Source organism: Streptococcus sp. GMD3S, from assembly GCF_000298695.2.
Taxonomy (GTDB): domain Bacteria; phylum Bacillota; class Bacilli; order Lactobacillales; family Streptococcaceae; genus Streptococcus.
This window is the reverse complement of record NZ_AJRC02000001.1, coordinates 89,318-101,837: the sequence shown is the minus strand read 5'-3', so window position 1 is coordinate 101,837 and position 12,520 is coordinate 89,318. Positions and strand designations below refer to the sequence as shown.

Annotated in this window: 13 protein-coding genes; 4 read left to right on the top strand and 9 right to left on the bottom strand. The window is 42.5% G+C overall.

The annotated features are described in order from the left end of the window. Nucleotides 1-75: 75 nt before the first annotated feature. From GMD3S_RS0200535 to GMD3S_RS0200515, 5 genes are all read right to left on the bottom strand, one after another. Complete coding sequence (locus GMD3S_RS0200535; RefSeq protein ID WP_000246113.1) at nt 76-465, bottom strand: cytidine deaminase; 390 nt, start codon at nt 463-465, stop codon at nt 76-78. After that, nucleotides 452-1,114, bottom strand: a complete 663-nt coding sequence (gene deoC, locus GMD3S_RS0200530) for a deoxyribose-phosphate aldolase (RefSeq protein ID WP_000773693.1) — start codon at nt 1,112-1,114, stop codon at nt 452-454. Before deoC ends, GMD3S_RS0200535 begins: the two co-directional genes overlap by 14 nt. Before the next feature lie 19 nt (nt 1,115-1,133). Continuing rightward, nucleotides 1,134-2,411 (bottom strand): pyrimidine-nucleoside phosphorylase, encoded by a 1,278-nt coding sequence (locus GMD3S_RS0200525; protein WP_001202940.1) that lies wholly within the window; start codon nt 2,409-2,411, stop codon nt 1,134-1,136. Further along, entirely contained in the window at nt 2,408-2,998 is a 591-nt protein-coding gene (locus GMD3S_RS0200520) for a class I SAM-dependent methyltransferase (RefSeq protein ID WP_008277670.1), read from the bottom strand. The genes GMD3S_RS0200525 and GMD3S_RS0200520 overlap by 4 nt, the downstream gene beginning before the upstream one ends. Before the next feature lie 202 nt (nt 2,999-3,200). Then, nucleotides 3,201-3,605 (bottom strand): hypothetical protein, encoded by a 405-nt coding sequence (locus tag GMD3S_RS0200515; RefSeq protein ID WP_000698116.1) that lies wholly within the window; start codon nt 3,603-3,605, stop codon nt 3,201-3,203. Nucleotides 3,606-3,806: 201 nt separating this feature from the next. On the opposite strand from GMD3S_RS0200515, the gene coaA reads away from it, so the two are divergent. From coaA to GMD3S_RS0200500, 3 genes are all read left to right on the top strand, one after another. Continuing rightward, entirely contained in the window at nt 3,807-4,727 is a 921-nt protein-coding gene (coaA, locus tag GMD3S_RS0200510) for a type I pantothenate kinase (RefSeq protein WP_000180519.1), read from the top strand. A gap of 67 nt (nt 4,728-4,794) precedes the next feature. Then, entirely contained in the window at nt 4,795-5,031 is a 237-nt protein-coding gene (rpsT, locus tag GMD3S_RS0200505; protein ID WP_001274000.1) for a 30S ribosomal protein S20, read from the top strand. A gap of 52 nt (nt 5,032-5,083) precedes the next feature. After that, nucleotides 5,084-5,617: a DNA topology modulation protein gene (locus tag GMD3S_RS0200500; protein WP_000684208.1), complete on the top strand. Its 534-nt coding sequence runs from the start codon at nt 5,084-5,086 to the stop codon at nt 5,615-5,617. 16 nt (nt 5,618-5,633) lie between these two features. On the opposite strand, the gene metG is transcribed toward GMD3S_RS0200500, so the two are convergent. The 4 genes from metG to GMD3S_RS0200480 all read right to left on the bottom strand — a co-directional run bounded on the left by metG (nt 5,634) and on the right by GMD3S_RS0200480 (nt 10,897). Then, the gene (gene metG / locus GMD3S_RS0200495; RefSeq protein WP_001291360.1) at nt 5,634-7,631 is read right to left on the bottom strand and encodes a methionine--tRNA ligase; all 1,998 of its coding nucleotides are present in this window, start codon (nt 7,629-7,631) and stop codon (nt 5,634-5,636) included. Nucleotides 7,632-7,767: 136 nt separating this feature from the next. Continuing rightward, nucleotides 7,768-9,027 (bottom strand): ABC transporter permease, encoded by a 1,260-nt coding sequence (locus GMD3S_RS0200490; protein ID WP_001180395.1) that lies wholly within the window; start codon nt 9,025-9,027, stop codon nt 7,768-7,770. Then, entirely contained in the window at nt 9,028-9,729 is a 702-nt protein-coding gene (locus tag GMD3S_RS0200485) for an ABC transporter ATP-binding protein (protein WP_008277719.1), read from the bottom strand. Beyond that, nucleotides 9,713-10,897, bottom strand: coding sequence for an efflux RND transporter periplasmic adaptor subunit (locus tag GMD3S_RS0200480; RefSeq protein WP_000827877.1), 1,185 nt, complete (start codon nt 10,895-10,897; stop codon nt 9,713-9,715). Before GMD3S_RS0200480 ends, GMD3S_RS0200485 begins: the two co-directional genes overlap by 17 nt. 266 nt (nt 10,898-11,163) lie before the next feature. Here GMD3S_RS0200480 and gor point away from each other — a divergent pair, with 266 nt between their 5' ends. Beyond that, a complete protein-coding gene (gene gor / locus GMD3S_RS0200475; protein ID WP_001209550.1) occupies nt 11,164-12,510 on the top strand; it encodes a glutathione-disulfide reductase in 1,347 nt (448 codons plus the stop codon). The last annotated feature ends 10 nt before the right edge of the window (nt 12,511-12,520 follow it).

Sequence of the window (12,520 nt, the reverse complement as noted above, 5' to 3'; positions counted from 1 at the left end):
AATAAGATGTGCAACGATGTTGCAAGTATGGATTGGTTGGCCACAAGGACCGCATCACTCAGAGAGTGACTCAGACTAGTTTAAGTCTGTAAATGAGTATGGAAGTAACTCCCCGACCGTCATCTCGACCGTCGATTTATCTTTAGCGACTAAAGTCACTTTTAGATCTTGTTCAAAAAATTCAACCATGACCTGGCGGCAAGCACCACATGGCGAGATGGGTTTTTCAGTTTGTCCGTAGACAATCAATTCTGAAAACTCCCGTTGCCCCTCCGAAACTGCTTTAAAAATAGCAGTACGTTCTCCACAATTAGTCAAGGGATAACTAGCATTCTCGATGTTCACACCCGTATAAACACTACCATCCTTGGCTACTAAAACAGCACCTATGGGAAAATGAGAATAGGGGACATAGGCTTGTTTGCTGGTTTCAATTGCTAGTTCAATTAACTCAGTAGTCGCCATCTGCCAATTCTCCTTTTAAAATCGCTACACCAGCAGATGTTCCGATACGGGTAGCGCCTGCTTCCACAAAAGCGACAGCATCTGCATATGAACGAGCTCCACCAGCTGCCTTAACTCCCATATCTGGCCCGACTGTTTCACGCATCAACTGAACATCCTCAATAGTGGCACCACCAGTTGAAAATCCAGTTGATGTTTTGACAAAGTCAGCGCCTGCTTTCTGGGATAATTGGCAAGCCACAACCTTTTCATCGTCTGTCAACAAGCAAGCTTCAATAATGACCTTAACCAACTTGTCACCACTTGCTTCTACGACAGCACGGATGTCCGATTCAACCAAATCCAGATTGCCTGATTTGAGGGCACCAACATTGATAACCATATCAATCTCATCCGCACCGTTTTGGACAGCTTCTTTTGTTTCAAAAGCTTTCACAGCTGAAGTTGCTGCTCCCAAAGGAAAACCTACTACTGTACAAACTTTTACATCTGAGCCTTCGAGCCCTGTTTTCGCATGTTTCACCCATGTGGGATTGACACAAACGCAGGCAAAGTCATACTCACGCGCTTCAGATAGCAAACGATCAATTTGTTCTTGACTTGCATCTTGCTTTAAAAGCGTATGATCAATATATTTATTTAACTTCATATTCGGATTCTCCCTGGTTTTATGAGATAATTTCTATAATTTCTCGTAAACTTTGCACTCCATCATTTATTTTAACATATTTTTGAAATTCTGTAACTAGTTCAGAAGAAATTTTTCCATTTGTATAAACTTTTGCAACAATTTCCCCTTTTTGAACGGAGTCTCCAACCTTCTTCTCAAAAACAATCCCTGTTTCATAGTCCAAGTCATCAGACTTGACTGCACGACCAGCTCCTAGTCTCATGGCATAGAGGCCAAATTCCATTGCAGGAAGAGCTGAAATAACACCCGTATCTTGAGCTGGAATTTCCACCACATGGGCAACTTTGACGGGGCGATAGAGATCTTCTAAATCACCGCCTTGTGCTGCTACCATTTCTTCAAACTTAGCCAGTGCTTGGCCATTTTCCAGGTGTTGACGGATTTCCTCAATCGTTTTTTCAACATCAGCCAAGCCAAGCATAATCTGAGCTAGCTCGCAGATAAAGTGACTAATATCTTCTCGGCCATTTCCTTGGAGAATCTCGATTGCCTCAAGGATTTCGAGACGATTGCCAATGGCTCTTCCCAAGGGTTGGCTCATATCGGTAATGACTGCTACCGTCTTTCGACCAACTGCCTTACCAAGATCCACCATGGTTTGAGCCAATTCGCGCGCCTCATCAACCGTCTTCATGAAGGCACCCTCACCGACCGTTACGTCTAGCAAAATGGCATCCGCTCCTGCAGCAATTTTCTTGCTCATCACCGAACTCGCAATCAAAGGAATCGTGTCTACAGTTGCTGTCACATCTCGGAGGGCATAGAGAAGTTTGTCTGCTTTAACCAGCTGATCTGACTGCCCAATGACAGATACACCAATGTCCTGTACCTGACGAATGAAATCTTCTTGACTTCGTTCGACTTGATAGCCCTTAATGGACTCCAATTTATCAATCGTCCCACCAGTATGGCCAAGACCACGACCACTCATTTTAGCAACGGGCACTCCGAAACTTGCAACAAGGGGAGCCAAAATCAAGGTCACCTTATCACCTACACCACCAGTCGAATGCTTGTCAACCTTAACCCCCTCAATAGCTGACAAATCAAACTCCTGACCTGTCTTGACCATATTCATCGTCAGGTCAGAAATCTCACGTGTGGTCATTCCTTTAAAATAAACAGCCATAGCAAAAGCAGACATCTGATAGTCTGGAACAGTTCCAGCCACATAGCCTTCTACCAGCCATTTGATTTCATTTGAAGTCAGTTCTTGACCATCTCGTTTCTTTTGGATTAAATCAACTGCTCTCATTCTTTCACACTTCTAAGGATATAGTATCCCTTATCTTTCTTTACGATTTCACAATTTCCAAAAACGTCTTCCATCTTGCTTTTGGCACTTGGAGCTCCTTGTTTTTTCTGAATGACGATGGTTAAATCTCCTCCGTCTTTCAAGAATTCTCTGCTCTTTTCGATAATCTCATGAACAACCTGTTTGCCCGCTCGAATCGGCGGATTGGAAATAACATGGTCAAACTTCCCTTCAACTTGTTCATAGATATTGGATTGGAAAATCGTTGCTTCTACTTTATTTCGTTCAGCATTTTGTCGCGCTAGGTCCAAGGCACGATTATTGATATCGACCATGGTTGCCTGAACTCCATAAGCCTTGACCAATGACAAGCCCAATGGCCCATAACCACAACCCACATCAAGGACCGTCTCTCCTTCATTTACCTCTAGACACTTGAGCAAGAGCTGACTCCCAAAGTCAACCATTTTCTTGCTAAAAACACCCGCATCCGTCAAAAAGGTCATGTTTTCTCCCAACAACTCCACTCTCAACTCATGAATGTCGTGACCAGCATCAGGATTTTCTGCATAATACATTTTACTCATAAAACTATTTTACCATAATTTGGCTTGAATTGTAAATCGTTTACAAAGTGATGATCAAATGAAAAAGACTGAAGAATCCTAGTCAAAAAACCTTTTCTTCAATCTCTTTCAATTATTAGAAATACATTACAATCTATCGGGAACTACAAATTATCATAGTCAGGAAAAAACAGTTCGTCTGCAATCAGGCGCATTTTTATTACTATTTCTTAACCTTAAAATACTTTATTATCAACAAGATTCCCAATATGATGTTTAGATAAAAACCCAACTGATAAGTTTGTGTCAAGATTTCCAAACTTGTCCAAAGTCGTATCAAATCTTCTAGTGACATACGGAATAGATATCCTTCTGTAGCAATCCACAAAATCAAAAATAGATAACTTCCAGCAGCAAGCCATTTCGTCCACTGCTTTTTTACTAGCCAGGCAATCAAGAGTGAGCAGATAAAGACAGCTGTTACAAGGAGATGATCCATTAAGAAGGTAAAACCGTAATAGGTTTCTACAAAGCGTCTACCATTATCCGCATTCGCTCCCCTTATAAAAGGTAAGGCAAAACTTAAAATAAAACAGAGTTCCAATATATAACTTTTTAAGATTTTCATGACACACCTCCTATAAGTTGTGAACCAAAAAGCCCACTTTCAATAACTGATAAGTCTTCAGAAACCATTCTCTATCTCATCATTAAATTATTCAACCTCCATCTACCTCTATTATACGATATTGACTTACTACCATCAAGAAACCGCTTTATCTTTTTAGCTTTTTATGGTATGATAAACAAAATATCTAGGGGAAAACAAATGACCAACGAATTTTTACATTTTGAAAAAATCAGTCGCCAGACTTGGCAATCATTGCATCGCAAAACAACCCCTCCCTTGACAGAGGAAGAGTTAGAATCCATCAAGAGTTTCAATGACCAGATTAGTCTGCAGGACGTAACAGACGTCTATCTTCCCCTTGTCCATCTTATCCATATTTACAAGCGCACTAAGGATGATTTGGCATTTTCAAAAGGAATTTTTCTTCAACGCGAAAGTAAATCTCAGCCTTTTATCATTGGGGTTTCTGGAAGCGTTGCTGTGGGGAAATCTACTACTAGTCGCTTGATTCAGATTCTACTATCACGCACTCTCCCAGATGCTACTGTAGAATTGGTGACAACTGACGGTTTTCTCTATCCCAATCAAACCTTGATAGACCAAGATATCTTAAATCGCAAAGGTTTTCCTGAAAGTTATGATATGGAAACCTTGCTGAATTTTCTTGACCGCCTAAAGAATGGGCAAGATGTCGATATTCCTGTCTATTCTCATGAAGTGTATGACATTGTTCCTGGAGAGAAGCAACGTGTCAAAGCTGCTGATTTTGTCATTGTCGAGGGCATCAATGTCTTTCAAAACCCTCAAAATGAGCGCCTTTACATCACTGATTTCTTTGATTTCTCCATCTATGTGGATGCAGCAGTTGAGGACATTGAAAGTTGGTATCTGGATCGTTTCTTAAAACTCCTCAGCTTTGCCCAAAATGATCCCAACAGCTACTACCACCGCTTTACGCAAATGCCAATTGGAGAAGTTGAAGCCTTTGCACATCAGGTTTGGACCAGTATTAATCTCACAAATCTACAAAACTATATCGAACCAACAAGGAATCGCGCCGAGGTCATTCTCCACAAGACTAAAAACCATGAAATCGATGAAATTTACCTAAAAAAATAATTTCCCCTTGTCAAAACCTAAGTTTTCATATATAATGGTATAGTTAGTAAATATGGAGGTAAGAACATTGGCAAACATTAAATCAGCTATCAAACGCGCTGAATTGAACGTTAAACAAAACGAAAAAAACTCAGCTCAAAAATCAGCTATGCGTACTGCTATCAAAGCTTTCGAAGCAAACCCTTCTGAAGAACTTTTCCGTGCTGCTAGCTCAGCTATCGACAAAGCAGAAACTAAAGGTTTGATTCATAAAAACAAAGCAAGCCGCGACAAAGCTCGTCTTTCAGCTAAACTTGCTAAATAAGAAACAGTCCATAGAGGCTGTTTTTTTGTCCTCTAATCAGAAAAGGTAGAAAATGAAAATCGCAATCATAGGATATTCTGGAGCCGGCAAGTCAACTCTAGCTGAAAAGTTGTCAAACTACTACTCCATCCCCAAACTGCATATGGACACACTCCAATTTCAACCTGGTTGGCAAGACAGTGACCGCGAATGGATGCTGGACGAGATGAAAAACTTTCTCACAAAGCACGAAGCTTGGGTCATCGACGGCAACTACTCTTGGTGTTGCTATGAAGAAAGAATGCAGGAAGCTGACCAAATCATCTTTCTCAATTTTTCACCATGGACTTGTCTCTTTCGAGCCTTCAAACGGTATCTCACTTACCGAGGCAAGGTCAGAGAAAGTATGGCAGCAGGCTGTCCTGAACGCTTTGACTGGGATTTTATCAGATGGATTCTCTGGGATGGGCGGACAAAGAATGCTAAAGAACGCTATCAACGGGTTCAAGAAAACTACCCAGAGAAAGTAATTGTTCTCCGGTCTCAAAAGGAGATGGAGTACTTCTTAGAAAATCTAGCGCATAACAAGAAAAACCAACGTGTCTAACGTTGGTTTTTTGCTTTTACCCAATCACACTTCCGTTTGGTACAGCTGGATCCACTGTGAGAAGGGTTAATTTGCCATCATGTTCAGCTGAGAGAATCATCCCTTGGCTGACATATTTTTTCATCATCTTGCGTGGTTTGAGGTTGGCAACGATTTGTACCTTCTTGCCGACCAATTCTTGTTCGTTTGGATAGTATTTTGCAATTCCTGAGAGGATTTGACGGTCTTCGCCATCACCAGCATCTAGGCGGAATTGGAGCAACTTGTCAGAACCTTCCACTTTAGACACTTCTTTGACTTCTGCGACACGGATCTCAACCTTGTCAAAGTCTTCAAACTTGATTTCATCCTTGTTGAGTTTGAGTTCGACTTCATCTGGATTCCATTCTTTTTCGACGGCTGGCTTGTTGCTTTCCATTTGTTCCTTGATATAGGCAATCTCTTCTTCCATATCCAGACGTGGGAAGATTGGTGTTCCTTTGGCCACAACATTCACATCTGATGGCAAGTCAGCTAGGTTCAAATTTTCAAGGCTAGCAACTTCTGCCAATCCAAGCTGGGTCAAGACTGCACGACTGGTTTCCATCATAAATGGCTCAATCAAGTGAGCTACGACACGAAGGCTAGCTGCCAAGTGGCTCATGACACTTGCCAATTGGTCACGGTGCTCTTCATCCTTAGCCAAGACCCATGGGGCTGTCTCATCGATGTATTTGTTGGTACGTGAGATAAGAGTCCAGACTGCTTCAAGGGCACGTGGGTAATCAACGGCTTCCATGTGTGTATGGAAGTCAGAGATAGATTGCTCTGCTACTTGAGCAAGAGCATTGTCAAATTCAGTCACACCCTCTACATAGGCAGGGATTTGCCCATCAAAATACTTGTTAATCATAGAAACCGTACGGTTAAGGAGGTTTCCAAGGTCATTGGCCAATTCATAGTTGATACGGCCAACGTAGTCCTCAGGAGTGAAGGTTCCATCTGAACCAACAGGAAGGCTACGCATGAGGTAGTAACGAAGTGGATCCAGTCCATAACGCTCTACTAACATTTCAGGATAAACGACATTCCCTTTAGACTTAGACATCTTGCCGTCTTTCATGACGAACCAACCATGGGCAATCAAGCGATCAGGCAATTTCATATCCAACATCATGAGAAGGATTGGCCAGTAGATGGAGTGGAAACGAAGGATATCTTTTCCGACCATATGGAAGACTGTTCCATTCCAGAATTTATCGTAGTTAGCATGATCCTCTTGACCATAACCAAGAGCAGTCGCATAGTTGAGAAGGGCATCAATCCAAACATAGACAACGTGTTTTGGATTAGATGGGACTGGAACTCCCCAGGTAAAGGTTGTACGAGAAACCGCTAAGTCTTCCAAACCTGGCTCGATGAAGTTACGCAACATTTCATTAAGACGACCATCTGGAGTGATGAAGTCAGGGTGCGATTTGAAAAATTCAACCAAACGGTCTTGGTATTTTCTGAGGCGCAGGAAGTAAGATTCTTCAGAAACCCATTCCACTTCGTGACCTGATGGAGCGATACCGCCTGTCACATTTCCAGCTTCATCACGGAAAACTTCCGCAAGCTGACTTTCTGTAAAGAATTCCTCATCTGAAACTGAATACCAGCCAGAGTATTCACCCAAGTAGATGTCATCTTGAGCAAGTAAACGTTCAAAGACTTGCGCCACTACTTTTTCATGGTAGTCATCAGTGGTACGGATAAATTTATCATATGAGATATCAAGTAATTGCCAGAGTTCTTTAACTCCAACTGCCATCCCATCAACATAGGCTTGTGGTGTAATTCCAGCTTCTTCCGCTTTTTGCTGGATTTTCTGACCATGCTCGTCAAGACCTGTCAGATAAAAGACATCATAGCCCATGAGGCGTTTGTATCGAGCTAGGACATCACAAGCGATGGTTGTGTAGGCAGAACCGATATGAAGTTTACCAGATGGATAGTAAATCGGTGTTGTAATATAAAAATTCTTTTCAGACATAATTTTTCCTTTCCAGGCAAATGAAACCTGATTTTCTAACACTTCATTATATCATATTTTTAGTGATTTTCGATAGGAAAATCCATACAAAAACAAGATAGACAACTGTCCATCTTGTTTTTTTCTGTTCTATATCTTATTCATAACGAAGGGCTTCAATCGGATCAAGTTTAGACGCTTTATTGGCTGGCAAGACTCCGAAAATCATCCCAACACTTGCTGACACAGCCAAGCTAAAGAGAGCGATTGGGAGGGAAACCCCAACTTCAATACCTGCAATCATGTTTTGAAGCAATACTCCAGCTAACATGGTCATTCCAGCAGCAATCCCAAGACCAATGACACCACCTAACAAAGTCAGGATCATGGATTCAATCAAAAACTGTACCAAGATATTAGCCCGAGTAGCTCCGAGAGCTTTCCGCAGACCAATCTCACGTGTGCGTTCTGTCACCGAAACCAGCATGATATTCATAACACCAGTTCCCCCGACAAAGAGAGAGATTCCTGCGATGGCACTGATAATGGTGGTCATAAAACCAAAGAGTTGTTGTACTTCTTGGAAGGCAGCGGTTGCATCCGCAACTTGGTACTCCCCTTGCTGAAGACCAGCAATCTCAGTCAGTTTTCGAGCCAACTCCGGACCCAAGGTCTGCGTTAGACTAGTATCATTGACACGAAAGACGATGTTCGAAATTTCATCAGTATTAAAATTGGCTGCGAGAGAAATATTGGTCGTAATTGGAAGACCACCAATCCCAAAGGCTTTAGCAGTTTTGGCTTCATTGCTGGTATAAACGCCAATCACACGGTAACTAAATTCATTAACAGAGATGATTTGATTTACCGCAGCTTCTGGACTATCAAACAAACTCTTGGCTAGTTCTTCATCCAACAAAATCACACTGGCAAATTCCTTGTAGTCTTGCTGTCTTAGACTTCTACCCGCAACGATTTCATTTTCAACTGCGTTCATGTAGGTGCTATTTCCGCCTGTCAGAGTCGCTCGTTCAACCTTCTTATCCTTATAAGACAAGGTAACGTTGGTCGAGTTGGTGACATAGTAACTGTCTACTCCTTTGAGTTTGGCAGCTTCCTTGACCCAGGATTCTAGTGGTTTTGGTGGTTCAACATGAACATCCTCTTCTTTCCCGCTGACTGTCAAAGCGGATTGTTTCTGCGTAAAGGAGCCGTCCTTGCTTTTGATAGGTGAGAAAAAGACATGGATATCCTTCTGTGATTTGGTCATGTTTTTATTGACCTGACGAGACATGGAGTCTCCCAGAGCCATGATGACAACGACAGACGAAACTCCGATGATAATCCCAATCATGGTGAGGAAGGAACGCATCTTGTGGGCCATGATGGATGAAAAGGCAAATTTCAGATTCTGCATCTAGTTTTCCTCCTTTTCTACCAGAGCACTGTCTGATGAGATGACCCCATCACGAATGACAATTTGGCGTTTGGCATAAGCAGCAATCTCAGGCTCGTGCGTGACCATGATAATGGTTTTCCCTTCCTTGTTTAACTCAACCAACAGCTGCATGATTTGATTTCCTGTCTTGGTATCCAAGGCTCCTGTGGGTTCGTCCGCTAGGATGATAGAGGGATTATTTACCAAGGCACGCGCAATCGCTACACGTTGCTTTTGACCACCTGATAACTCGGAAGGCAAATGATGACTGCGCTCCGTCAGCTCAACTTTTTCCAGAAATTCCTCAGCCAATTTCCGACGTTTTGAAGCCGAAACACCAGCGTAAATCAAGGGCAATTCGACATTTTGAAGAGCATTAAGCTTGGACAAGAGAAAGAACTGCTGAAAGACAAAGCCGATTTGCTGGTTACGGACCTTGGCCAATTGTTTCTCTCCAAGACCTGCCACTTCTTGGCCATCAAGATAGTACTCTCCACTAGTTGGTGTATCCAACATTCCTATGGTATTCATCAACGTAGACTTACCAGAACCAGATGGTCCCATAATGGCAACAAACTCACCTTCATGAACTTCTAAGTTAATATTTTTTAGGACCTGTAGTTCTTGCTCACCATTTCGATAACTCCTGCAGATATTTTTTAGACTAATTAATTTTTTCATCATCCTTCACCTCTTTTCCTTCTTCCAAGGAAGATGTTGGATTACTGATGACCTTGGCTCCGTCTGTCACACCTGAAGTAATTTCTTGGTTGTCTGCGTCCGCATTCCCCAAAGTAACTTCTACCTTCTTCGCTTTTTTCTGGTCGTCAACGATCCAGACATAGTTTTTGTCATTTTCGGTAACAACACTTGTCAAAGGAACAAGGATGGCCTTACTCTTATTTTTGACTTCCACACTGACAGAGAAGCCTTGTTTCAACTCACCGATATCGCTGGTCACATCAACAGTATAAGGGTACTTAGAGCCAGTATTTCCTCCAAGGGCTGCATTTGCTGCTTCTCCATTGTTTTTAGGATAATCAGAAATATAGCTGATTTTTCCAGTCCAGCTCTTATCTTGGTAAACCTTCGAAGTAAAGGTAACTTCTTGCCCAACAGAAAGGTTAGCAAGGTTGTATTCAGACAACTCCCCTTTGACCTGCAAGTTTTCATTACTTACGACATGTACTACCACTTGGCTATTACCTGTTGGCGATTTGGAAACATTACGATTAACTTCAACTACAGTCCCTTCTAGTGTACTGAGGACAGTTGCGGCATCTAGCTGTGCTTGAGCCTTGTTGAGCTGAGCCACAGCATCTGCACGGTTATCCTTGGCATCACTGATTTGAGAGTCGATAGAGGATACTGAAGAAGTCGCTGCTTGCGCTTGTTCTGGGAGTCCAGCTTCTGTTGGAACCTGTGGAGAAGCTGGTGTAGCTGATGCATTTTCACGAGCCTTGTTTAACTCCTCGATATGACGGTCTGCCTTTGCAACTGCACGATCGGCTGCATCATAGGCAGCTTGAGCATCTGCACTGCTGTATTTGACCAAAGCTTGCCCTTCTTCGACCTTGTCTCCAACCGAAACGAGAATTTCATCTAAATCTCCCTTACTAGCATCAAAATAAACGTATTGTTCATTTTTTGCTGTAACCGTACCTGACAAGAGGACCGATGAAGCAACAGAACCTTCCTTAGCAGTAACGATATGAGAGGTTTCCTCCTTGACTGCTGACTGGGAAGGTTGTCTAAAAATCAAAATCCCCGCAGCACCGATAACAATAGCACTGGCAACACCAATCGCTGTGTATAATTGCCATTTTTTTGCCTTCTTATTTCTTTTCATTTTTAAGCTCCTTTATTCTTTTGCCTTACAAAAACCATTATATCAGAAATACCAAGCCCAAACAATAACAGTTCAGATGGAAACAATGACAATTCAGGATCATTATTTCGTTCGGTATTCGTTTATTGGATTATTGTGCTAGATATATAATACAATATCTTTTTGAATTTGGCAAGCGTTTTTATAATTTTTTTATCGTAGCAGATTTTTGCATTCAAAAAATAAAAACGATAGAATATGACTATCAAAGCTATAAGGAGTTTTCTATGAGAGAATATGATATCATCGCCATCGGTGGAGGAAGCGGCGGCATTGCCACTATGAACCGCGCTGGCGAACACGGTGCAAAAGCTGCTGTTATCGAAGAGAAAAAATTAGGTGGAACCTGCGTCAATGTCGGCTGTGTTCCTAAAAAAATCATGTGGTATGGAGCGCAAATCGCTGAAAACTTCCACCACTACGGCCCTGACTACGGTTTTACAAGTTCAGATGTTCAATTTGATTTTACTAAACTTCGTCAAAACCGTGAAGCCTACATCGACCGTGCTCGCTCATCTTATGACGGAAGTTTCAAGCGCAATGGGGTTGATTTGATTGAAGGTCGTGCTCATTTCGTTGATGCTCATACGGTCAGCGTTAATGGTGAATTGATTCGTGCCAAGCATATCGTGATTGCGACTGGCGCTCGTCCAAGCATCCCAACTATTCCTGGAGCTGAACTCGGTGGCAGCTCAGACGATGTCTTTGCTTGGGAGCAACTTCCTGACTCCGTTGCGATTCTTGGAGCTGGCTATATCGCCGTTGAATTAGCAGGTGTTCTCCACGCACTAGGAGTAAAAACGGATTTGTTTGTCCGTCGTGATCGTCCCTTGCGTGGTTTTGACAGCTACATCGTTGAAGGACTTGTCAATGAAATGGAAAAAACAGGTCTACCTTTACACACACATAAGGTACCAGCCAAACTAGAAGAATCAGAGCAAGGTATTACCATTCATTTCGAAGATGGTTCTAGTCACACTGCCAGCCAAGTTATCTGGGCTACCGGTCGCCGTCCAAATGTAGACGGTCTGGAGTTAGAAAAGGCTGGCGTCACACTCAACCAACGTGGATTTATCCAAGTAGATGAATACCAAAATACAGTTGTAGATGGCATCTATGCTCTTGGAGATGTTACTGGTGAGAAGGAACTGACCCCGGTAGCCATCAAGGCAGGACGTACCTTATCTGAACGCCTCTTCAACGGGAAAACAAATGCCAAGATGGACTACACGACTATCCCTACTGTTGTCTTCTCCCACCCAGCAATCGGAACAGTCGGTTTGACCGAGGATCAAGCTATCAAAGAATACGGCCAAGATAACATCAAAGTCTACAAGTCAAGCTTTGCATCTATGTACTCAGCCGTTACAAGCCATCGTCAAGAATCTCGTTTCAAACTCATCACCGCCGGTGATGACGAAAAAGTTATTGGCCTACACGGACTTGGTTATGGAGTGGATGAGATGATTCAAGGATTCGCTGTTGCCATCAAGATGGGGGCTACCAAGGCGGACTTTGATGCTACAGTAGCTATCCACCCAACCGCCTCAGAAGAATTTGTAACCATGCGCTAATTATTGTAAG